Consider the following 22,309-nt stretch of genomic DNA (forward strand, 5'->3'; position numbering starts at 1 on the left):
TTTTTTAATAACTAATCGCTTTTCCGCCATTATTAATAAAAATCCCCTAAAGAATAGGCTAATTCGCATCTATCCTTTAGGGGTAAGTAAAAAAACTATTCTGTTCGCGTTTGCACGACTACTTTCCCGTTATGTTTCCCTTCGATTACTGCATCAAAAGCATTTCCCGCATGCTCTATTGAATACGTATAGCCAACAACTGGCTGAAGCTGCTTTGACTCTAGTAACGCCGCAACCCCTTTAATTAATGCTTGATGCTCCTCGCTCGTTGTATTAAACAGTACCATGCCACGCACATCGCACTCTTTTTGCATGATGAGGCGCGGATTGATTGTTATCTCCCCACGATTCCCAACAACAACTATTACTCCATATTTGGCAACAAGTTGTAAGTCTGTTTGTAAATTGACATTGGCTAAAAACTCGATTATCACATCTGGTCCTTTATCATTTGTAACTGCAAGCACTTCACTCATATTTTCTTCTGTCAGATGATCGAATACAAAATCTGCACCAGCTTCTTTCACAAGTGCCTTTCCTTCATCACGACTTGCTGTGCCAATAACCGTTGCACCAATTGCCTTTGCAATTTGAATGGCTTGTAATCCAACTGCACCACTTGCACCATGAATGAAAATCGTTTGACCCGCTGTAAGTTTTGCTTTTTGCACAACCGCTCGATAAGCAGTTAGTGCCGGAATTCCGAGTGCCGCGCCTTGCTCAAAGCTAATATGCTCGGGCAATGGATACACGAATGCTGCATCACATACAATCTCCTCTGCGAACGTCCCTGAAGTCATCCCGCTCGGCAGGCTCGCGATAAATACGCGGTCTCCGATTTTGACATGGGTTACATCTGCTCCGACCTGTTCAACAATTCCTGCACCATCTAAGCCCGGTGTATAGGGTAGCGTTGGTTTGATCGCATACGTTCCTGTCGATGTATACACATCACTTGGATTAACACCAGCCGCATAAACATTTACCTGTACTTGTGTTGATGAAATTTCAGGTAATACGACTTGTGCCATTTGTAAATTTTCAGCCGTTCCAAAATTACGAATTTGAATTGCTTGCACTTTACTCACCCCTTGTATGTAATGATTTAACGATAATCAAAATATGGCATTTTGTATAGTGCCAACTTTCAGTAAATTTGTCCCACTCAGTTATTAGCTCTTTTTTTCCACTATAATGTGAGGAGTAATAAACATAAAGCTCAATGGTAACGTTTTTATATTATTCGGAAATAACAAACAAATTGACTTGAAGCAAATTTTCTTATATTGTAAGGTTTATTTCATACAATGAATTTGATTCGATCATAATTGATATATGATAGGTAAATTGAACCTCCTTCTAATAGAAAGAATGTTTTTTCGTACCCATCCTGCAAAATTTTCTCGATAAAAAATGCACTTTTGCATATACGGTGCCTCTTCTTATTGTCTGTAGAAGAGGCCTTTATTTGTATAGCAATTGATGCACACTACTTAAAGGAGGAAAATATGCAAAAAGGAAATCCATGGGCGTTATTGCCATTTGTAGTATTTTTAATTTTGTTTATCGGCTCAGGAATGGTGTTAAATGATTTTTATGCATTTCCCGTAATCGTTGCCATTTCCATTGCGAGCGCAGTTGCTATTTTGATGAACCGCAAAGAAACGATGACGAAAAAAATTGAAGTCTTTACGACTGGTGCTGGTCATTCGAACATCATGTTAATGGTACTTATTTTCTTACTTGCTGGCGCATTTTCAGAAACCGCAAAAGGAATGGGTGCGATTGAATCTACCGTAAACTTTGCACTCTCTATTTTGCCACAAAACTTATTAGTGATTGGCTTATTCGTTATTGCCTGTTTTATCTCATTAGCAATGGGTACTTCAGTTGGAACGATCGTTGCCCTTGCCCCAATTGGTTTAGGGATTGGCGAACAAACGGATCTTTCACTACCACTGTTAATGGCTACCGTAATTGGTGGTGCGATGTTTGGTGATAATTTATCGTTTATTTCGGATACAACCATTGCATCTGTACGCTCACAAGGTGCGGAAATGAAGGACAAATTTAAAGTGAACTTTTGGATTGTGTTACCCGCAGCAATTGGTACATGTGTACTTTTAGCCCTTTTGACGCTGAATTCCACAGCCGAAGTAACACATGCTAGCTTTGAATGGTACAAAATGATTCCTTATTTATTCGTCATTATTTTTGCTTTAATTGGTGTAAATGTCTTTACAGTATTAGCAAGTGGAATCGCCCTCGCTGGAATCATTGGCTTTATGGATGGTAGTTATGAGGTGATGACCTTTATTGGCGCAATTGGTGACGGAATGAGCAATATGTTTGAAATGGCGTTTTTAGCGATGTTAATTGCGGGTATGGTCGAGATTATTAAACATAATGGCGGCATTGATTTTATCGTGCATATCGCAACAAGGAAAATTAAATCACAAAAGGATGCCCAATTTGCCATGGCGGGCTTAGTTAGTTTAACTGACCTTTCAACAGCTAATAATACAATTGCGATTATGGTTGCTGGACCGTTAGCTAAAAAAATTGCCGATCAATACGAAATTGAGCCACGTAAATCAGCAAGTATCCTCGACATTTTTTCATGCGCCGTTCAAGGTATGATTCCATACGGTGCACAATTTTTAGCAGCTGCTAGTGTCGCTGGAATTTCACCTATTTTAATCATGCAATATTCGTATTACTCCATTTTAGTTGGTGTGTGCGGAGTCATTGCCATCCTCATTGGCTATCCGAAAGCTAAAAATAAACGTATCCAAAAAACGTAAATGTGTTATTCGCATTTACGTTTTTTTTGGTCTCGATTTCTCTACCGTTGATTTTAATACCTTTACTCCACAAGTTTGCACATCAATCAATGCATCTTTTCGCACTTGATATTAGAATTTTTTATATATTCTGTGTTATCTTTAAATATGACAGTAATATTTCATACATCTTAGGAAAATGCGGAGGTTTAAAACATGACCGACAAAGTTCGATTACGTCCTTTAGAAAGAGAAGATTTGAAATTTGTCCATTCACTCAACAATAATGCACTCGTTATGTCCTATTGGTTTGAAGAGCCTTACGAAGCGTTTGTTGAATTGCAAGATTTATACGATAAGCATATTCATGCTCAGGGAGAACGCCGATTCATTGTGGAAAAGAACGGGGAAATGCTCGGATTAGTCGAGTTAATTGAAATCGACTATATTCATCGTAGAACTGAATTTCAAATTATTATTGATCCAAGGTTTCAAGGGCAAGGTTACGCAAAAATCGCAACCAATTTAGCAATGGATTATGCCTTCCTTGTTTTAAACATGCACAAGCTTTACTTAATTGTCGCTAAAAGTAATGAGGTAGCCATTCACGTATATAAAAAAGCTGGTTTCCAAGTTGAGGCAGAATTAAAAAATGAATTTTTTGTTGAAGGACAATATCGTGATATTATAAGAATGTGTATTTTCCAAGAAGAGTATATAAATAAAAGAAAATAATTATGTAGGGCTTCATGTCGTAATATGGTACCTGTAGTTAGGACTCTTGAAAAAGAGTGTGCTAATCACAGGTATTTTTTATATACGCCATTTTACCATATTGAAAAGAACGTGTGATTTTTTGGCCATCTAAACAAAATGTAGACGATACCGCTCCTAGCTCGATTCGATCGGAACTACTCGAAAGCTGCATACAATGATTTCCCCCCAGGGTTTGTCCCTGTAAGCGACAACCTTTGCATGGTCATTGACGGTATGAATCAGGCGGATATCATGCAACGTTTGAATATCATAAGGTGAGACGAGTTCCAGCTCACTGTACCCAATTGCTTCCTCATACGTTTTCACATGGATTCCCTTCTTTCTTTAAGGGCAAGGTCTATTTTTGACCATTAACTTCTTTTTTTAGTCGCCCTGAAATAAAGTTATATATTGATAGTTATGATAAACTTACCCACGAACTAACGATACCTTCCCTATAAAGGATTGGCAAGAGGCATTACTATTTGATTATTAACAACTAGTTGATTCAACACACCATACATCTCTAAAAAAATAGTGGCAGTCAGATTATCCAACTACCACCATTTCATCATTCTTTCAATTAAACTTACTTTATATCTTGAAGGGTAACTTCGTATATAGCGCTAATATCCAACTCATTTGGTACCAAAGCATAATAATTTTGATCATTATCTAATATAAATTGAACTAATTTCGTTTCTGTATCCCAATAATTTTTTAAATACGAATCGTAATCTTCCAAATCTTCTTTATAGTCCAATTGCAGTATGCAGCCTTTTTCAACCATGGCAAAAACAATTAAACTTCCTAAAAGATTTTTCCCTTCGTTTTCTTCTTCGTATTCTTCTAACAAGAACCAAATTTGCCCTAATCCCATCGTTTTTTTGTATTTTTCATAAAAACTACGATTATCCAGCTCGTTATAATCATGGATCAATTCATTGACAAATGCGTGCCACCTTGGTGGAATCACCTTTTCCAATGCCGGATTCTTTTCAATTCCTTCTATGATGTCAAGCTCCTCAATCTCTTGTTCATTGTCGTAGTCACTTAGAGAAATTGGCTTGAATTTCATTGAATTTTTGTAATGCGCCAAATCATATGGATAATGATTGTTATTTACTAGGCTTGTATCATCAAGCGCAAGAATCTTTGCTAGTGCAGCCGTTTCAAAGCTCCAATACCCTACATATCCAGGCTCTTTATGTGAATTCTTCCATTCATAATCATAATGACCTTTAAACCATTCTTTCTCCATATACGTTTGTAACCTTTTAGATGCTTCTCTCTTATCCGTTTGCGCAAGATCTATAATTTCCCTTGTTTTTGCGTATGGATTTTTTTTATCATACTGATTGCTGATTTTCGGATATCCGATGTCACTAGAACATAGTAAAAAATCAATCACTGCATCATTTATTTCCTTTTTCTCAACTACCTTACTTAATCTTTCTATATTCTTTTTATCTGTTTCTAGTAAGATGCCTAGGGAAATTGTCCACAGAATATTAATATAACCTGCTTCTTTTTTTCCTGTCTGCTCTAAATTATCGATGGCATTATGATAATCTTCTTCGATTGTACTAATGTCATCCCCTAAAGAATATTTTGCACTAATATCATTTATCTCATGTATAAAATTTGATAAATAGGTTTCTTCTATAATACTTTTATTATCATTAGGATATCTTTTGACACCGTTTTTTTCATCCTCTTCTAAACTTTCAATATCCTCCCTATTTTCTCTAATAAACTTTTTGTGATATTCTAGTCCTTTTCTACATTTTTCTTCTATACATAAACGGTCTCTCATTATATTTGATTCCTCCTAGCGTTTGATTTAAGGCCATTCTCCAATTATGTCACCGTCTTTATCTATCCTAAATGTTCTGACATTCCCATTACTATCAACTTTTGATAATACTCTTTCCACTTTGCCTTTTCTTAATAATCTTTCTATCTCCCCTGCTAATTCTTCATCTCCATCCACAGCTTTCAATATTCTACTTTTTCCAGTTTCCGAACCTTTCAACCAATTATCAGACATTTGTGGTCCATCTTTAGGCGTCTTACTTAATTGTGAACTGCCAAACTTCGCCTCATCAATAACATACTTGATACTTGAATCCTTATTCGCATTTTCGTATAATCCGTCAATCCCTTTTACTATTTTATCATTTATGCTTGATGGTGCCCCCCTACCTATTGGTTGTAAGTCATACCCAGCTTCTTTTAAACTTTTATTGTTTAATAAATTATCACTTGATATGATTTCACCAAAATTCCCCTTTTGTTTATTTGTAGCTGTTTTCGCATCAAAGTCAGCCACATTAGTTTTTTTACTACCATTACCCGTACCCTTAGTCTCGATCTGCTTTTTATCTGGCTCTTTATTTTTTGGCGGTTTTGACTCTGGCGTTTTCCCATCTAAAGACTTGGCTACCGATGTCGAATTTTTTGTTGTATTCTTGCTGCCAGCGACGATGCCAGATGCAAATTTACCGCCACGTACAGCTGCTTTTACCTGCTGATCGGTTTTTGTGACAGATTATTCTTGAGATTACGAGCTTTTGTATAAACTTTGCCAAGATTCTTTGTCTCTTTTTTGATTTTTATTTTCGCTGATTTTGCTATATTTCCGACACTTGACTACAGGTGGAATCATGCCCATAACATCGAGACCTTGTTCAAAGTCATCATCGTCTCCAGTGAATGGCGAAATGGAAACTCTGGGAGGTCTCTGTAAAATGCACTATGTTCCTCGACTGTATACGATGTTACAAGAGAAAATTACACAGCTACCTCTTTCTTTTGTGACTCATCAGAATATTTAGTCTGTTTTATATTACGTCATTGTATCTTCCTTAGGTACTTTTAATCCTTTATAAAGTAAAAGCCAGCATCCACGATTAATGAATACTGGCGCTAACATCGGCGGCATGCCGCAAACTTTTCCATTCATTCGCCGATGCATGGTTTAAAGTAGGAAAGTAAAACATATATCATACATTTCCGAGCTGTTTCTAAGTCGGGGGAATTTTCTGAAATCATTTTTAACTCCTCTTTTGAAAGAAGCCTTTGAATCAATTAAAGAGAAATGTTATGCTTTTTCATGAGAGATGCCTTTTTTCTAAATGTTGGTCTGGTCACTTACATTTTAGCAAGAAGCATCCCTTTTTGTATTTATTTTTTGGTAGAAACTAGATAATCAACATACCTATAATTTTATTCCACTCACTATATTATAAAGTGCTTCATAGGTAACTAGAATCATTGTGCAATCATATTGTTGAGGGATTAATATGAATAAGCACAAAAGTTTGGATAAAACACCTGAATTTATCCTTCAATTATTATTTTCAAATTCCTTCATTTTTTCAATTTTAACTCTATCACTTTCATCTTGTGGGAAATTATTCAGATACTTACTTTCCCAATATTCCAGCCTATCTGAAGGACCAAATTTTGATTCTCTCCATTTTGTGTAATCATATTCTATATTTAACTTTCCTTCAGATGTAAGTTTCATAGTTATTGAAAACCAAGGTTCTTGATCATTTTCTAAAAACATATCTTTCAGATTATTTGTTATTTCCAACAAACTCCTCATTGATTTATTATATTTCTCTGAATTAATATTATATTTTTTTAAAATATCTCGACAATAAACATAATCATGCTTATTTATTGGTTTGAAAAAAAAGAAAACTCCTCCTTCTCCATTTTCTACCTCACCATTAAAATAAAAATCTTCCCACTCTTCTGGTATCAATTCATTTATTGTCATTGCTATTTCTCTATATAAACCATTCATCTGCTCTTCCATCCTACTAACCTCCCGATTGATTGTGTATTGTTCTAGTGACCTCTTTTTTACTGCCTATTTGGTAAGTTACTTCGAATGTATCTGGCCGCATTGAATCCCCAGAATATACTGGATTAATTTGTACAGTAACTTTTTTCGGAGGTGTTTCTTTCAATGCATTAGCCCATTCAGTCTCCATATTGAACCATTCACCGCCTGAGCGATTAATCTGACTATTTTGCGGAACTAGGTTATCAATATCCTTTGGTCCTTTAAACTGTGCTCCTATTAAGTGTCCACCATCGTCATCAGGTAATCGGTCATTCCCACCTACCGTTCTTTGTGCGTATGTGTTTCTTTCTGCTGTACCTAACACAAGCGTTCCTTCACAGTCGGTAATACGTCCATTGCTATCTGTACGATAAGTATAACCATCTGGTGACTTGTATTCTACATTTGGTTTTAAAGCTTTTTTTCTATCATTCTTCGTAAAATGCTCACCATAACTCACCTTTACATGTGATGGTGCTCCAACTTTATCCGTACCCTTAGTCTCAATCTGCTTTTTATCTGGCTCTTTATTTTTTGGCGGTTTTGACTCTGGCGTTTTCCCATCTAAAGACTTAGCTACCGATGTCGAATTTTTTGTTGTATTCTTGCTGCCAGTGACGATGCCAGATGCAAGTCTACTGCCACGTACAGCTCCTTTGACTAAACCTCCACCAAATACAGCCGCAACTCCTACGCCACGTTCCCAGGTTTCTAGCTTGCGATTTGTAAACATTTCTTTTCCGGTGGCAATCTCAATTCCTGCTTTTATATTGCCGACTACCGGAACAAAGTCCAAAATTGCCGAAGCAGCACTCTTATAGCCGCCTTCTTTAAAGGCAGTATAGGTGTGAGCAACTTTCCCCGCCACTTTTGTCATGACCTTTTTCGTGTCTTTAACCGCTGCTTTTACCTGCTTACCAGCTTTTTTGACTGCTTTCTTCGTCTTTTGAACGGCTTTTTTCGTTGCCAGTACACTCTTCTTCGCCACTTTCTTAACCTGTTTGACTATTTTACTTTTGGACAGGTTATTGGCGGTCTTCCGAGCTTTCGTATACACTTTGCCGAGCTTTTTCTTCGCCTGTTTTGCCTTCTTTTTTACTTTCTTTTTGGCGGAACTTGCTGCTTTTTTGGCTTTTTTCGCTGTCGATTTGACTGCCTTTTTTGCTTTTTTTGCCGTTGACTTGGCGACACTTTTGGCTTTTTTGGCTGTCGACTTCGCTGCATTTCCTGCCTTTTTCGCTGTGGATTTGACCGCTTTCTTTGCTTTCTTCGCTACATCTCCGACACTTGGGATACTTCCGAGAAAACTGGCTGCCTTACCTAAAAATCCTTTGCTTTTTCCCTTCTTCGCCATTAAGCACCACCCCCTGCGAGAGGGATCATGCCTATAACGTCAAGGCCTTGTTCGAAGTCGTCATCATTATCATCATCGTCGTCTTCAGAGGATGTCGAGATGGAAACAGGGGCTTTTATAGAGCCGTCCATTTCTACAATTTGACCTTGGATATCCGTAATACCATCAAGGACGAGACTGCTCATTCCACACGTAAATCGGATGGATTCGCCCGCGCTCATGGTGATCGTTTTTCCTGAGAACGTGATGTCGTCATTGGCTTTAAGGACGATTGAGTGATTGCTGTGTACTTCAATGCCCGTCTCTTGATGTATTTTGAGGAAGGTTCCCCCTTCCTTGGCGATCACAACTACCGATTGGGGATCGAACTTGAATTCTTTACCGCGAGATGTGCCCCAATAGGCCGTTTTTGGGTCGGCGGTTTTCGGATTGGTATCTCCGCCTTTTCGGATACTGCGGCGGACAATCGCGGTTTCCTCTCGATGATTTGGAAACGCGAGCTGAACGGTATCGTCGATTTCTGGTGGACAATAAAAACCGCTATGCCCCTCTGCCGTATACAAAGTCGCCAGTGGGAACCAAGTGGCTTCTTCCTTCTTTTGGCTTTCATCGATGGCAAGGTGCAGGCGTACCTTGTCCTGCTTAACCTCTAATACTTTACCATCAAGGGATGCGCCTGGCAGTAAAGGAGCATTCAGTCGACCTTGCCGAATTCCAGCTTCCGTCACTAAATGGTACTCGTAGGTAAGAACGCCCTGTTTCATACAAGCTACTGTTTTGGCTACAATGAGCTCCTTGTTTTGTATACGAACACGATCCCCTACTACGAGTGGCTTTTTCGCTTCGATGATATACGTCACGCCATCTTTTTCTTCCATCGGGTGTTCTAAATCATTGTGTACATTATGTAAATAAAGAAAGTCTGGTCTAATAATCTCAACTTTTGTAGGAAATATAGGGATATTACCACACATAGGATTTGTATGTATAAGATATTATCTAAATAAATTGTACATACATAAAAGTATTAACCTCAATAGAAAATTTCTCTATCGAGGTTATAAACGTTATCCATTTAAAAAATGAGGTAAATTTTTTATCCATTCTTCAAAGCTTGTATTATACTCTTCAACACCAAAATCTTCACTATAATAGTAGTAATATACAGGCGATTTTGGACTGTGTTTCGCACTAATACAAAAATAATCACCGTTACCAATGTCTAGGAATGGAATCAAATTTGCATCCCACCTGCCATTATTTATCTCATAATCATAAACAAACGTTATTAAATCATTACCATTATTTTTCCCTGTTGATACATTTAGAATGCCTGGCAACACATATTTTGACATTGCTATAAAAAAACTTTTAAACTCATCACTAAATTTACAATGGAATTTATTCTCGATTTGGATAGGCTACACTTAGTTGGACAGTTTTTATAGAGGATGAGCAACAATTACTAAGCCCTTCAACGAAGAAGAGCTTTATATGGAGCAATGGGCATGATAGCCTCGTTTGACTAAGCCAGCCCTGTTTAGCTGGATACTTGGCGCAATGAATCATGCCCATAGAGGCTCCATGTCAAGCAACCTGTCCGTCCCTTATGCTTTAAAGGATCCTTTAAAAAGTTGTCCAAAAATGTTACCACTCCATTTATTAATTTAGATAGATTTTTTTTCCTTAAATCCTATACCTATTATTTCATTAATTTTTGATAGCTGGTTAAAGGGGGCGTTACTACAACTGCATTAAACTTATGAGTTTGTTCTGGTCCGTTAATTGATTCATAAGTATTCCCCCGATTAACCTTATTGTTTTTTACCAATTATCAATTCCTTCTTGAAATATGTCTATTAAATAGTCATCAAATGTATTATATCTTGGGTGTAAATCTATCCCTCCCCTTTCCAAACTAAATATTCTGTCATCATTAATATCTGCACAATACATACATCTAGCAAATTCTCCCGAACCATATTTTTTTATAAAATTGCGATAACTTAGAGGGAATTTAACTCTAAGTTTTTCTTCAGCCTTATTAATATATTCTTCTGATATTTCTCCAAAAAAATCATCTTCTTCACCATAATTTTCGATCATCTTAATAATTCTTTCATCCATAAATTAACTCACTCCTATTATTCTCTAGCACGCATTTTCCAATAGTTACTTCTAAAGTTATTATACATTTTTTCAAGTTCTGGATCATTCCTGAAACTATTTCCATTTCCAACCAAACCATGTAGCGTGGAATCGTATTTATCATGAGTTAACTCCGCAATTTCAACCATCCCACCAGGTTCTTTTTGAATTAAATGGTGTAATTCAACTTTACTACCCCCCACCCTTTACAATATATGGAGAATTACCCTTTTTCATTAATTCTCTATTCGACTTTCCTAGTGCCTTCGGATTATTAGGTACATAATTTTTATCCATCTTAATTTGGTAAACTCTTCTGGATACATCTACTTCCTTTCCACTAACTTTAACTGTTCCTTTTACTTCTACAGCGGTATACTTGTCAGCTAGCCAATCTAATTCAATTTGTTCGGAAGATAATTTTCTGGATTTAAGCCCCGTACCTTTACCCGTACCCTTAGTCTGCTCCTTCGATTTCGCAGGTGATAACGTTGTTGCACTTGCTTGCTGCTCTGCCAATGATGGTGCTTGCTGCTTTGTCGGATTCTTTGGTGTAGGCGAATCGGCCAGATTTACTGTTTTATTTTTTGCTTTGCTACTTGATATAGCCCCTGAAACAGCCTTTGCACCTAGCTTTGCACCATGTTTTACACCTTTTACTAAAAATCCACCCGCAACTGCGAGGAATGATGCTCCACGTTCCCAGCTTTCCAGTTTCTTTCCGGTAATTGGATCTCTTCTAATCGCCGCTTCAACCAATGCCTTAATGTGATGATTTTACTAAATTAAAATAGGAGAGCACAAATGAAGAACCGCTTCATTTGTGCTCATGTTTTATTTTTAATTTATACTGTTAGATTTCTATTTAACTAGAATACAACTGCAGAACATAAGCAAATTAGCTAACACAGCTTTCAATAAACTTATGTAATTCATGACATGTCTGAATTGGTGTTAACATTCCATTTGAATAATTCAATTACTTTTGAAAAACTTGAGATATTTCACTCTATTCGGACTATCAAAACATCTTCCTTCTGATTTATCATTGGCAATGCTAAAAAATTCTTTTGCTATTTCTAAATTCCCCAATTCAAAAGCTATTTCGCCATTAATATATTCCTTCTCGCCTGAATCTATTCGTGCAAAACCAGTTAAATATATTTTTTCTCCCCATTCTTTTGCTTTTTTAAAATCATTTAATACATAGTAAGTTTCAATAATATCTTTTACAATGTGATAGCTTTCTTCTGAATAAATCCCCTTTGGTTCAGGTATTAGGTTCCATGCTTCTTCTAACAGTAATATAGAGTCTTGATGACAACCATTATTAAATTGTTCATTACTTTTATCCACAAGATTTTCTAATTTTTCTTTTATAGATGACGGTAACATAGCCCTTCTTATCCTCCTTAAATTAAATCTACAATTAACTGAAAATATTTATCATCTTCATTAAAAAATATCTTATATCCTTCTAACATATAAGCTCTTAATAAATATTCTTTTGCTTTACTTAATTCCCCACATTCGAACAAACTTTCTCCTAGTCTCAGTAAGATAAAAGGATTTGATGTACCATTTGGGCAATTCAAAGCATTATATAGATGTCTTTTTACCTGCTCGTATTCGCTATTATAATAATAAGTGTCACCTAAAGCGGTATAAATCCATGTACTTGTTTCCCAATTTTCTTTCGGAAGCGGTACTAAATCCAAAGCTTCCAAATAAATTTCAATTGCCTTTTCATTTTGTTCATTTTCTACAAAAACATTTCCTTTGTTACATAATTCTACAATCCTGTTGTAAACCTGATCATCCAGTTCCAATATTAATCACCTCAATAAGATTATTTTTTGGGTGGCAAGTAGGTTTCTTTTAACTTTGCACCTGCCGATCGATTTAAACTATAGTGATCTAGTTTATAATTATTAGAATTAAGCATCCATTCTCTAACCTCTGGAGATTTTGCACCATAATATCTCCCCGTACTATTCCACCATGAAACAGCATCAGTTTTATGAGCCATATCTGCATTTTCTAGACCGTACCATTTTTCATTACTCGCCATAAATTCAGTTTCACCCTTACGTGTTGTACGAATTTTTGGTGGATCTTCTTTTTTCATTCTCTCGATTACTTCTTTACCTGTTTTCGAGCTTTTTCCAGGTGTACTACCCATATATTCCAAACGTTTAGTTAGGCCACTTGGTTCAGGTAACCCGACTTCTTTGTTACTTGCGTATTTCCCGTCAGGTCTGCGCCATTTTCCATTTACATCTTGATAATAGGCCTTAGGAACATTACCCGTACCCTTAGTCTCTGTCTGCTTTTTAGCTAGTTCGTTATTTTTTAGCTGATTTGATTGTGACGTTTTCCCACCTGAAGACTTGGCTACCGATGTCGAATTTTTTGATGTATTCTTCCCACCGGCAATGATACCAGATGCAAGTTTACCACCACGTACAGCTCCCTTAACTAAACCTCCGCCAAAGACAGCCGCAACTCCTACGCCTCGTTCCCAGGTTTCTAGCTTGCGATTTGTAAACATTTCTTTTCCGGTGGCAATCTCAATTCCTGCTTTTATATTACCAATTACCGGAACAAAGTCCAAAATTGCCGAAGCAGCACTCTTATAGCTGCCTTCTTTAAAGGCAGTATAGGTGTGAGCAACTTTCCCCGCCACTTTTGTCATGACCTTTTTCGTGTCTTTAACAGCTGCTTTTACCTGCTGACCGGCCTTTGTGACAGCTGTCTTCGTCTTTTGAGCGGCTTTTTTCGTTGTAAGCACAGCTTTTTTCGCCACTTGCTTGACCTGTTTGACTATTTTACTTTTGGACAGGTTATTTGCGGTCTTCCGAGCTTTCGTATACACTTTGCCGAGCTTTTTCTTCGCCTGTTTTGCCTTCTTTTTGACTTTCTTTTTGGCGGAACTCGCTGCTTTTTTGGCTTTTTTCGCTGTCGATTTGACTGCCTTTTTTACTTTTTTTGCCGTTGACTTGGCGACACTTTTGGCTTTTTTGGCTGTCGACTTCGCTGCATTTCCTGCCTTTTTCGCTGTGGATTTGACCGCTTTCTTTGCTTTCTTCGCTACATCTCCGACACTTGGGATACTTCCGAGAAAACTGGCTGCCTTTCCTAAAAATCCTTTACTTTTTCCCTTCTTCGCCATTAAGCACCACCCCCTGCGAGAGGGATCATGCCTATAACGTCAAGGCCTTGTTCGAAGTCGTCATCATTATCATCATCGTCGTCTTCAGAGGATGTCGAGATGGAAACAGGGGCTTTTATAGAGCCGTCCATTTCTACAATTTGACCTTGGATATCCGTAATACCATCAAGGACGAGACTGCTCATTCCACACGTAAATCGGAGAGATTCGCCCGCGCTCATGGCGATCGTTTTCCCTGAAAATGTGATGTCATCGCTGGCTGTTAAAACGATCGGATGGTTGCTGTGGACTTCAATGCCCGTCTCTTGATGTATTTTGAGGAAGGTTGCCCCTTCCTTGGCGGTCACGACTACCGATTGGGGGTCAAGCTTGAATTCTTTGCCACGAGGGGTGCCCCAGTAAGCGGTTTTCGGGTCGGCGGTTTTTGGATTCGTATTGCCGCTTTTTCGGATACTGCGGCGGACAATCGCTGTTTCCTCCCGATGATTCGGAAAGGCAAGCTGCACGGTATCATCGATCTCAGGTGGACAATAAAACCCGCTATGCCCCTCTGCCGTGTATAATGTCGCCAGTGGGAACCAGGTTGCCTCTTCCTTCTTTTGGCTTTCATCGATGGCAAGATGCAGACGAACCTTGTCCTGCTTGACCTCCAATACTTTGCCATCAAGGGATGCGCCTGGAAGTAAAGGTGCGTTCAGTCTGCCTTGACGAATGCCGACTTCCGTCACTACATGGTATTCGTATGTAAGAATGACCTACTTCTATACTACAGTCCAATATTTCTCTATAATCTTTTAAATTTTTGCAAGAGAAATGCTTTTATAATAAATGACAACTATTTTTTAGAGTTATACATATCCATTCAAAGTAGGATAACTAATGTTTACGCGACTTCAACTTATTTTGTAAACTCTAAATTTTATAAACCGCTTATATCTAATAAAAAGACATTTAAAAAGGCCCATTCCATTACAGCATTTAAGTTGGAACAAGCCTTTTTAATATAAATTTCATTTAATTGTATTTTCAAAAGTCCCAAATTAAATAATTTAAACTGTCCTACAACTTTTGTAAAACTTGTTCTTTTACATTTTCATCAAATTTCGCACCCTCCACGTTCGCTCCCTTCCAAACTACATTTTCAAGTTTAGCACCAGTAAAATCTGCTCCTTTAAAAATGCCATTCGTGAAATTTGCACCAGTAAAATCACAATTTGCGAAGTCTGTATTTATAGCTTTTATTTCAGTTAAATTTGCATTAATAAATACTGCTCCTTTAAAATTTCCGCCAGCTAAATTGGCGGATTCAAAATCTACTTCAGAAAAATTTGCTTGATTAGCATCAACTTCATATAAATTAGCAAGTCGAAATGTTGCTTGATTAAAAGAGGAGCCCATTAGCTCTCCAGAAGAAAAATCTACTTCATCAAAACATGTTGCTATACACATACTTACACTAATCTTGGCATATTGCATATTTGCTTGATAGAAATTCGCTCCGCTAAAAATACAATCTACACTATCAGCACCTTCTAAATTACAATTTCTAAAGTCTGCGGATTCAAAATTGCAATCGAGGAATGATCCTCCGATTAATGTTGAGGCTCTTAGTATCACACCATTAGCCTCCATACTATCCGCCATCATTTCTGATAGGTCTGAAAAAGAAAGGTCTACATTTTTTATTTCCAAGTTTTCAATAACCTCATGGTTCAAGTGAGATTGACATATAATCCCCATTATTCTATCCTTATTCTTTTCATTCATTTTAATTACTATCACCTATCCTCCTGTGTTATTCTTTTAAATACTTTATCCAGGCTTTATTAGGGGAAAATGATACACCCATTCGATCCTCGTCAAAACTAGGTATAGCCATGACTTGAGCTGAATCCAAATATTTCATTATATTTAACCAACCATCAAGTAAACTTTCATTGTCTACTGCAAATGGTTTATTCGCTATATCTAAACTAATTCCTCCCCAGGCTAATTTTGACACAACGCCTGGGCTTTTCATCATAAATTCCTTACCAAACATATCCAAAACATAACTACTCACATACGTTCTTGAACCTATACCTAATGGACCATTTGGAAGAAATCTAACTGGTACTGGATAAGAACTTATATCCATCCACATGTTTAGACGTTCTCTTTCGATATTCCATGGGTAGGCTGTTGGCCAAAAAACGTGTGTCACACCATAACTAGGTTTTACAACTTCTGCTATTTCATTTGAAAGCTCAAAAAAAGTTGACCACATTTTTTGGGGCATAGACTTATGAAAATCAAATTTTAAAAATGAGCGATGACTCCAGTTGATGTCAAAACTCCCTGAGTATTTCACAGTCTTATCACGATGAAGATAGATTTCAGATACCTTACCCTCTTTAATTACATTTCCGAAAATTTCATCACGATTATACGCTACCTTTACCATTTCACTGTTGCCCCAATGCGTAGGAGCAAATTTTTCGTTCGATTCAAACACATCTAGAAGACGTCCTAATGTTTCCTCTGTATTTAAAGATACAGTAGGATACATGATAATAGAAAATAAATCAGGCTTCATTAAAATCCTCCTTCTACAAAAATGAAATTTCATTATACCTTTTTCCATCTTCCTCCACCAGGTAAACGGTGATTAGACTCCCACACATGAGTAACTTTTCCATTTTCAGGATTCGTATAATAAACATCACTCGTAGTACCTAACGGTCCACTTGGTCTCGGCTGAGGAGGAACACCATTTATGTTAGGTTTGTCACTTGAAATTGTTACAACATGTCGTCCATTTTTATCTTCAAGCATCTCTCTCTCAGCGCGCATTTGACTGTCATTATGAACAGTTTGATCTTTCCCACCAGTTTTATGTTTATGATCATGAACCAAATCAATTTCACCCTTGGTATTACGTCCAATGCTATCTGGGCGCGTAACATGACCTTCACTTGATGTATACGTAACAACATCATTAGTGTTATTATCCTTTAATTCACGATTAAGATGCCCTTCCAAAGCTTTTCTCCCCTTTATTTCCTCAACCCTTCCACGTTCTCTATTCTTTCTTAAACGCTCATTGGCAGTATCCCAATCTTTTCTATCTAAAGCTTTTTCATCTTTATTTTTCTTCTCTTTTGAATAGCGTTCATATCTAGCATCATCTGCTGCTTTCTGATTCCCTCTAGCTTTAGCTTCATCAATTTTTTGTCGATAATGTTGCTCTTGATTTGAAGTCAATCCTTTTTTGTTAATAGATGAAGGTGTACCAATATTCTTTCCATCTAATGCTTTAGCTACCGATGTCGAATTTTTTGGTGTATTCTTGCTGCCAGTGACGATGCCAGATGCAAGTCTACTGCCACGTACAGCTCCTTTGACTAAACCTCCGCCAAATACAGCCGCAACTCCTACGCCTCGCTCCCAGGTTTCTAGCTTGCGATTTGTAAACATTTCTTTTCCGGTGGCAATCTCAATTCCTGCTTTTATATTACCAACTATCGGAACAAAGTCCAAAATTGCCGAAGCAGCACTCTTATAGCCGCCTTCTTTAAAGGCAGTATAGGTGTGAGCAATTTTACCGCCCACTTTTTTCATGACCTTTTTAGCGTCTTTAACAGCTGCTTTTACCTGCTGACCGGCTTTTGTGACAGCTTTTTTGGTCTTTTGAGCGGCTTTTTTCGTTGTAAGCACAGCTTTCTTCGCCACTTGTTTGACCTGTTTGACCATTTTGACCATTTTGCTTTTAGACAGGTTATTGGCGGTCTTCCGAGCTTTCGTATACACTTTGCCGAGCTTTTTCTTCGCCTGTTTTGCCTTCTTTTTTACTTTCTTTTTGGCGGAACTTGCTGCTTTTTTGGCTTTTTTCGCTGTGGATTTGACCGCCTTTTTCGCTTTTTTCGCCGTTGACTTGGCGACACTTTTGGCTTTTTTGGCTGTCGACTTCGCTGCTTTCCCCGCTTTTTTCGCTGTTGATTTGACCGCTTTCTTGGCTTTCTTTGCTACATCTCCGACGCTTGGGATACTACCGAGGAAACTAGCTGCCTTGCCTAAAAATCCTTTGCCTTTGCCTTTCTTCCCCATTAAGCACCACCCCCAGCGAGTGGAATCATACCTATCAAATCTAGACCTTGTTCGAAGTCATCATCATCATCATCGTCTTCTTCTGTCGTTGTTGAGATAGAAACTGGCGCTTTAATCGAGCCATCCATTTCTACGATTTGACCTTGAATATCGGTGATGCCATCGAGTACAAGACTGCTAGATCCGCATGTAAAACGGAGCGATTCACCTGCGCTCATGGCGATCGTTTTCCCTGAAAACGTGATGTCATCACTGGCTGTTAAAACGATCGGATGGTTGCTGTGGACTTCAATGCCCGACTCTTGATGTATTTTGAGGAAGGTCGCCCCTTCCTTGGCGGTCACAACTACCGATTGGGGATCGAGCTTGAATTCTTTACCGCGAGATGTGCCCCAATAGGCCGTTTTTGGGTCGGCGGTTTTCGGATTCGTGTCTCCACCTTTTCGAATACTGCGGCGGACAATCGCGGTTTCCTCTCGATGATTTGGAAAAGCGAGCTGAACGGTATCGTCGATTTCTGGTGGCCAATAAAAGCCGCTATGCCCTTCTGCCGTATACAAAGTCGCCAGTGGGAACCAAGTGGCTTCTTCCTTCTTTTGGCTTTCATCGATGGCAAGATGCAGACGAACCTTGTCCTGCTTGACCTCCAACACTTTGCCATCAAGGGATGCGCCTGGAAGTAAAGGTGCGTTCAGTCTGCCTTGACGAATGCCTGCCTCTGTCACTAAATGGTACTCGTAGGTGAGAATGACCAACTTCTAAACTATGGTCCATTATTTCTCTATAATCTTTTATATTTTTTCAAGAGAAATGCCCCTGTAAATAAATTACAACCCTTTTTTAGAGCTATACATATCCATTCAAAGTAGGATAACTAATGTTTACGCGACATCAACTTATTTTATAAACTCTAAATTTTATAAACCGCTTATATCTAATAAAAAGTCATTTAAAAAGGCTCATTCCATTACAGCATTTAAGTTGGAACAAGCCTTTTTAATATAAATTTCATTTAATTGTATTTTCAAAAGTCCCAAATTAAATATTTTAATCTGCTCTATAACTTTTTCAAAACTTGTTCTTTCACATTTCTATCAAACTTCGCAGCCTCCACGTTCGCTCCCTTCCAAACTACATTTTCAAGTTTAGCACCTGTAAAATCTGCTCCGCTAAAAATGCCATTCGTGAAATTTACACCAGTAAAATCACAATTTGTGAAGTCTGTATTAATAGCTTTAATTTCAGTTAAATTTGCATTTATAAATACTGCTCCTTTAAAATTTCCGTCAGCTAAATTGGCGGAGCCAAAATCTACTTCAGAAAAAGTAGCTTGATTAGCATCAACTTCATATAAATTAGCACGTCGGAAAGTTGCTTGATTAAAAGAGGAGCCCACTAGCTCTCCAGAAGAAAAATCTACTTCATCAAAACATGTTTCTATACACATGCTTACACTAATCTTGGCATATTGCATATTTGCTTGATAGAAATTCGCTCCACTAAAAATACAATCTACACTATCAGTACCCTCTAAATTACAATTTCTAAAGTCTGCCGATTCAAAATTGCAATCGAGGAACGATCCTCCGATTAATGTTGAGGCTCTTAGTATCACACCATTAGCCTCTATACCGTCCGCCATCATTTCTGATAGGACTGAAAAAGATAGATCTACATTTTTTATATCCAAGTTTTCAATAACCTCATGATTCAATTGAGATTGACATACAATTTCCATTATTCTATCCTTATTCTTTTCATTCATTTTAATTACTATCACCTATCCTCCTGTGTTATTCTTTTAAATACTTTATCCAGGCTTTATTAGGGTAAAATGATACACCCATTCGATCCACATCAAAACTAGGTATAGCCATGACTTGAGCTGAATCCAAATATTTCATTATATTTAACCAACCATCAAGTAAACTTTCATTGTCTACTGCAAATGGTTCATTCGCTATATCTAAACTAATTCCTCCCCAGGCTAATTCTGACACAACACCAGGGCTTTTCATCATAAATTCTTTACCAAACATCTCTAAAACATATCTACTCATATACGTTCTTGAACCTATGCCTAATGGACCATTTGGAAGAAACCTGACTGGTACTGGATAAGAACATATATCCATCCACATGTTTAGACGTTCTCTTTCAATATTCCACGGGTAGGCTGTTGGCCAAAATACATGTGTCACACCAAAACTCGGTTTCACAACTTCTGCGATTTCATTTGAAAGCTCCAAAAAAATTGACCACATTTTTGGGGGCATAGACTTATGAAAATCAAATTTCAAAAATGAGCGATGACTCCAGTTGATATCAAAACTCCCTGAGTATTTCACAGTCTTATCACGATGAAGATAGATTTCAGATACCTTACCCTCTTTCAATACTTTTCCGAAAATTTCATCACGATTATATGGTACCTTTACCATTTCACTGTTGCCCCAATGCGTAGGAGCAAATTTTTCGTACGATTCAAATACATCTAGAAGACGTCCTAATGTTTCCTCTGTATTTAAAGATACAGTAGGATACATGATAATAGAAAATAAATCAGGCTTCATTAAAATCCTCCTTCTTTTAAACATCTTCAATCGCTAGGTGGGAACTCACTTGATTCTACTCCACTGCAAATATAGTAACTCGATAGCTATATAAAGTGAGCAAGTGTTTAATATGCGGTAGAAATTTACGACTATTATGGTAATGTTTCAGACTAATTCCATCATTTATCCTGGATATTTTTTAGCCTCTCATAAAATAAAAACCAGCATCCAATATTAATGAATACTGGCAAAATGTTTTTCATATAAAACATATTATAAAAATGCTATTATCTATCCTATCAAACCAATGTTTTGCCTTTTTATATCAAGTACATTTGATCTATCAAATTCATCGAGTTTTTCTACTAAATAATCATGTCCCTTTTGTAAAGCAATCATTCTTTCTTCTTCATAAATCGGTAATAAAGTATAAAAATTGATTACTGTATTTTCCGAATCTATAAAACTCCCCATGCCTTCAGATTCCCTTAACAAAACACATGATAATGCTGTATTAGAAGCGAATGGCATTGGAGGTTCCCCATTTGGAAGTATGACCCCTGCTTCTAACCATCCATCATATGAATGAGGGATATGAGCGACCATTTTAAGCCACTTTAATGGCCAAAAATAATCGTTGTTCGCCATATCATCTTTAGTTATTGACCAATTTGCAGGTAATTTAATTACTAATTCTGCATACCTAAAGCCTGCACTTTCTTCTGTTTCATCCATAGCAATATCACTCATCCCTGTAGTCACAAGAGTGATAAAATCATGTTCTTGCGTTGGCATTATTATTTGAATATCAACCGCCACCTTACTTCCAGGAATAATTTCACTGATTGTATGATGAATAGGACCAAATTGTTCTGTTATATAATCTAAAATCTCAGTTGTTTTATGTTGCGTAGTATCTTTAATCTCTTCCTTATTACCAGAATCCAATAGATTTGCTATTTCTTCTTGCCCTTGTTCACGTGCAAATGCTAATGCATTCATATTTTTCATAGAAGCTCCCGTGTACCTAACACGAGTATCAATTCCATTTTCAACTAGAAGTCTAACAATTTCTACATGTCCACCACGAATTGCAGCAAACAATGGATTCCTTTCTGGTTCGCTCACATCTATTTCAGCGCCGCTAGATAATAAACATATAACAATGTCAAGATGTCCTTCAGAAGCCGCTACGTTAATTGCTCCGCCACCAAAAACACCTCCGCGTCTATTTATGTCAGCACCTAAGTCTATAAGACACTTAACTATTTCAAATTTTCCATGCGTAGCTGCAACATGCAACCAAGTTCCAAAGGTTGTAACCATATTCAAAAGTTCGACATCAGAACCAATTAACTCGACTACCCTTTCAATATTATCTTGCTTAATAGCTGTACGAATTTCTTTAGCCAATTGTATATTTTCCATAATTATCACTATCTCCTTGTAGCGGCTAATTCTTTAAGCCTTTGAACCATATCAATCACCGTCATGATTTCTCATCCCTCGAATATTATTTACTATATTTTCAAAAACAACAATACTATGGAATGCAAAAATCATTAGGCAAATTGATCTCTTTTAGTTGAAAAAAAT

Annotated in this window: 22 protein-coding genes and 2 pseudogenes; 2 read left to right on the plus strand and 22 right to left on the minus strand. The window is 37.3% G+C overall.

Going from position 1 to position 22,309, the window contains the following annotated elements; all coding sequences use genetic code 11:
* Positions 1-95 precede the first annotated feature (95 nt).
* Positions 96-1,079 carry an NADPH:quinone reductase gene (locus ACQKIH_RS09510; protein WP_427765426.1) on the minus strand — a complete coding sequence of 328 codons (984 nt, stop codon included), beginning with the start codon at positions 1,077-1,079 and terminating at the stop codon, positions 96-98.
* 429 nt (positions 1,080-1,508) lie between these two features.
* Here ACQKIH_RS09510 and ACQKIH_RS09515 point away from each other — a divergent pair, with 429 nt between their 5' ends.
* Together ACQKIH_RS09515 and speG are read left to right on the plus strand one after the other, a co-directional pair.
* Positions 1,509-2,804 (plus strand): Na+/H+ antiporter NhaC family protein, encoded by a 1,296-nt coding sequence (locus tag ACQKIH_RS09515; RefSeq protein ID WP_427765428.1) that lies wholly within the window; start codon positions 1,509-1,511, stop codon positions 2,802-2,804.
* Positions 2,805-2,999: 195 nt separating this feature from the next.
* Positions 3,000-3,518 (plus strand): spermidine N1-acetyltransferase, encoded by a 519-nt coding sequence (speG, locus tag ACQKIH_RS09520; RefSeq protein ID WP_057982572.1) that lies wholly within the window; start codon positions 3,000-3,002, stop codon positions 3,516-3,518.
* Between the two features lie 610 nt (positions 3,519-4,128).
* On the opposite strand, the gene ACQKIH_RS09525 is transcribed toward speG, so the two are convergent.
* The 21 genes and pseudogenes from ACQKIH_RS09525 to ACQKIH_RS09625 all read right to left on the minus strand — a co-directional run bounded on the left by ACQKIH_RS09525 (position 4,129) and on the right by ACQKIH_RS09625 (position 22,141).
* Positions 4,129-5,355, minus strand: a complete 1,227-nt coding sequence (locus ACQKIH_RS09525; protein WP_427765431.1) for a PoNi-like cognate immunity protein — start codon at positions 5,353-5,355, stop codon at positions 4,129-4,131.
* Positions 5,356-5,382: 27 nt separating this feature from the next.
* A complete protein-coding gene (locus ACQKIH_RS09530) occupies positions 5,383-5,871 on the minus strand; it encodes a hypothetical protein (protein WP_427765434.1) in 489 nt (162 codons plus the stop codon).
* Positions 5,872-6,888: 1,017 nt separating this feature from the next.
* Positions 6,889-7,368, minus strand: coding sequence for an immunity protein YezG family protein (locus tag ACQKIH_RS09535; protein ID WP_427765437.1), 480 nt, complete (start codon positions 7,366-7,368; stop codon positions 6,889-6,891).
* Positions 7,369-7,372: 4 nt separating this feature from the next.
* Positions 7,373-7,864: pseudogene (locus ACQKIH_RS09540) on the minus strand (DNA/RNA non-specific endonuclease); the annotation flags it as partial.
* Positions 7,865-8,017: 153 nt separating this feature from the next.
* A pseudogene (locus ACQKIH_RS09545) lies at positions 8,018-8,752 on the minus strand (pre-toxin TG domain-containing protein); the annotation flags it as partial.
* On the minus strand, positions 8,752-9,630 hold the full coding sequence (locus ACQKIH_RS09550) for a phage baseplate assembly protein V (protein WP_427765439.1): 879 nt from the start codon (positions 9,628-9,630) through the stop codon (positions 8,752-8,754). The pseudogene ACQKIH_RS09545 and the gene ACQKIH_RS09550, both read right to left, overlap by 1 nt.
* A gap of 189 nt (positions 9,631-9,819) precedes the next feature.
* The gene (locus tag ACQKIH_RS09555; RefSeq protein ID WP_427765670.1) at positions 9,820-10,170 is read right to left on the minus strand and encodes an SMI1/KNR4 family protein; all 351 of its coding nucleotides are present in this window, start codon (positions 10,168-10,170) and stop codon (positions 9,820-9,822) included.
* Positions 10,171-10,576: 406 nt separating this feature from the next.
* Positions 10,577-10,879 (minus strand): SMI1/KNR4 family protein, encoded by a 303-nt coding sequence (locus ACQKIH_RS09560; protein ID WP_427765441.1) that lies wholly within the window; start codon positions 10,877-10,879, stop codon positions 10,577-10,579.
* A gap of 17 nt (positions 10,880-10,896) precedes the next feature.
* On the minus strand, positions 10,897-11,103 hold the full coding sequence (locus ACQKIH_RS09565) for an HNH/ENDO VII family nuclease (RefSeq protein WP_427765444.1): 207 nt from the start codon (positions 11,101-11,103) through the stop codon (positions 10,897-10,899).
* Positions 11,093-11,659, minus strand: a complete 567-nt coding sequence (locus tag ACQKIH_RS09570) for a pre-toxin TG domain-containing protein (protein WP_427765446.1) — start codon at positions 11,657-11,659, stop codon at positions 11,093-11,095. Before ACQKIH_RS09570 ends, ACQKIH_RS09565 begins: the two co-directional genes overlap by 11 nt.
* A gap of 216 nt (positions 11,660-11,875) precedes the next feature.
* Positions 11,876-12,295: a hypothetical protein gene (locus ACQKIH_RS09575; RefSeq protein ID WP_427765448.1), complete on the minus strand. Its 420-nt coding sequence runs from the start codon at positions 12,293-12,295 to the stop codon at positions 11,876-11,878.
* A 17-nt stretch (positions 12,296-12,312) separates the two neighbouring features.
* The gene (locus ACQKIH_RS09580) at positions 12,313-12,729 is read right to left on the minus strand and encodes a tetratricopeptide repeat protein (protein ID WP_427765451.1); all 417 of its coding nucleotides are present in this window, start codon (positions 12,727-12,729) and stop codon (positions 12,313-12,315) included.
* Positions 12,730-12,749: 20 nt separating this feature from the next.
* On the minus strand, positions 12,750-14,072 hold the full coding sequence (locus tag ACQKIH_RS09585) for a pre-toxin TG domain-containing protein (RefSeq protein WP_427765453.1): 1,323 nt from the start codon (positions 14,070-14,072) through the stop codon (positions 12,750-12,752).
* The gene (locus ACQKIH_RS09590) at positions 14,072-14,800 is read right to left on the minus strand and encodes a phage baseplate assembly protein V (RefSeq protein ID WP_427765456.1); all 729 of its coding nucleotides are present in this window, start codon (positions 14,798-14,800) and stop codon (positions 14,072-14,074) included. Before ACQKIH_RS09590 ends, ACQKIH_RS09585 begins: the two co-directional genes overlap by 1 nt.
* 331 nt (positions 14,801-15,131) lie before the next feature.
* Entirely contained in the window at positions 15,132-15,839 is a 708-nt protein-coding gene (locus ACQKIH_RS09595; protein ID WP_427765672.1) for a pentapeptide repeat-containing protein, read from the minus strand.
* A 28-nt stretch (positions 15,840-15,867) separates the two neighbouring features.
* Entirely contained in the window at positions 15,868-16,647 is a 780-nt protein-coding gene (locus tag ACQKIH_RS09600) for a hypothetical protein (protein WP_427765458.1), read from the minus strand.
* 32 nt (positions 16,648-16,679) lie between these two features.
* Positions 16,680-18,158 (minus strand): pre-toxin TG domain-containing protein, encoded by a 1,479-nt coding sequence (locus ACQKIH_RS09605; protein WP_427765461.1) that lies wholly within the window; start codon positions 18,156-18,158, stop codon positions 16,680-16,682.
* Entirely contained in the window at positions 18,158-18,883 is a 726-nt protein-coding gene (locus ACQKIH_RS09610) for a phage baseplate assembly protein V (RefSeq protein WP_427765463.1), read from the minus strand. Before ACQKIH_RS09610 ends, ACQKIH_RS09605 begins: the two co-directional genes overlap by 1 nt.
* Before the next feature lie 332 nt (positions 18,884-19,215).
* On the minus strand, positions 19,216-19,923 hold the full coding sequence (locus ACQKIH_RS09615; RefSeq protein WP_427765674.1) for a pentapeptide repeat-containing protein: 708 nt from the start codon (positions 19,921-19,923) through the stop codon (positions 19,216-19,218).
* Positions 19,924-19,951: 28 nt separating this feature from the next.
* On the minus strand, positions 19,952-20,731 hold the full coding sequence (locus tag ACQKIH_RS09620) for a hypothetical protein (RefSeq protein WP_427765465.1): 780 nt from the start codon (positions 20,729-20,731) through the stop codon (positions 19,952-19,954).
* Positions 20,732-21,004: 273 nt separating this feature from the next.
* Positions 21,005-22,141: a suppressor of fused domain protein gene (locus ACQKIH_RS09625; RefSeq protein WP_427765467.1), complete on the minus strand. Its 1,137-nt coding sequence runs from the start codon at positions 22,139-22,141 to the stop codon at positions 21,005-21,007.
* Positions 22,142-22,309: the final 168 nt, after the last annotated feature.

The organism is Solibacillus cecembensis (assembly GCF_050272495.1).
Taxonomy (GTDB): domain Bacteria; phylum Bacillota; class Bacilli; order Bacillales_A; family Planococcaceae; genus Solibacillus; species Solibacillus cecembensis.

Excerpts from the sequence above, each read along its gene's own strand:
- ACQKIH_RS09515 (WP_427765428.1), top strand. The coding sequence starts at position 1,509 with ATGCAAAAAGGAAATCCATGGGCGTTATTGCCATTTGTAGTATTTTTA.
- speG (WP_057982572.1), top strand. The coding sequence starts at position 3,000 with ATGACCGACAAAGTTCGATTACGTCCTTTAGAAAGAGAAGATTTGAAA.
- ACQKIH_RS09525 (WP_427765431.1), bottom strand. The coding sequence starts at position 5,355 with ATGAGAGACCGTTTATGTATAGAAGAAAAATGTAGAAAAGGACTAGAA.
- ACQKIH_RS09535 (WP_427765437.1), bottom strand. The coding sequence starts at position 7,368 with ATGGAAGAGCAGATGAATGGTTTATATAGAGAAATAGCAATGACAATA.
- ACQKIH_RS09550 (WP_427765439.1), bottom strand. The coding sequence starts at position 9,630 with ATGGAAGAAAAAGATGGCGTGACGTATATCATCGAAGCGAAAAAGCCA.
- ACQKIH_RS09560 (WP_427765441.1), bottom strand. The coding sequence starts at position 10,879 with ATGGATGAAAGAATTATTAAGATGATCGAAAATTATGGTGAAGAAGAT.
- ACQKIH_RS09575 (WP_427765448.1), bottom strand. The coding sequence starts at position 12,295 with ATGTTACCGTCATCTATAAAAGAAAAATTAGAAAATCTTGTGGATAAA.
- ACQKIH_RS09585 (WP_427765453.1), bottom strand. The coding sequence starts at position 14,072 with ATGGCGAAGAAGGGAAAAAGTAAAGGATTTTTAGGAAAGGCAGCCAGT.
- ACQKIH_RS09595 (WP_427765672.1), bottom strand. The coding sequence starts at position 15,839 with ATGAATGAAAAGAATAAGGATAGAATAATGGGGATTATATGTCAATCT.
- ACQKIH_RS09600 (WP_427765458.1), bottom strand. The coding sequence starts at position 16,647 with ATGAAGCCTGATTTATTTTCTATTATCATGTATCCTACTGTATCTTTA.
- ACQKIH_RS09605 (WP_427765461.1), bottom strand. The coding sequence starts at position 18,158 with ATGGGGAAGAAAGGCAAAGGCAAAGGATTTTTAGGCAAGGCAGCTAGT.
- ACQKIH_RS09615 (WP_427765674.1), bottom strand. The coding sequence starts at position 19,923 with ATGAATGAAAAGAATAAGGATAGAATAATGGAAATTGTATGTCAATCT.
- ACQKIH_RS09620 (WP_427765465.1), bottom strand. The coding sequence starts at position 20,731 with ATGAAGCCTGATTTATTTTCTATTATCATGTATCCTACTGTATCTTTA.
- ACQKIH_RS09625 (WP_427765467.1), bottom strand. The coding sequence starts at position 22,141 with ATGGAAAATATACAATTGGCTAAAGAAATTCGTACAGCTATTAAGCAA.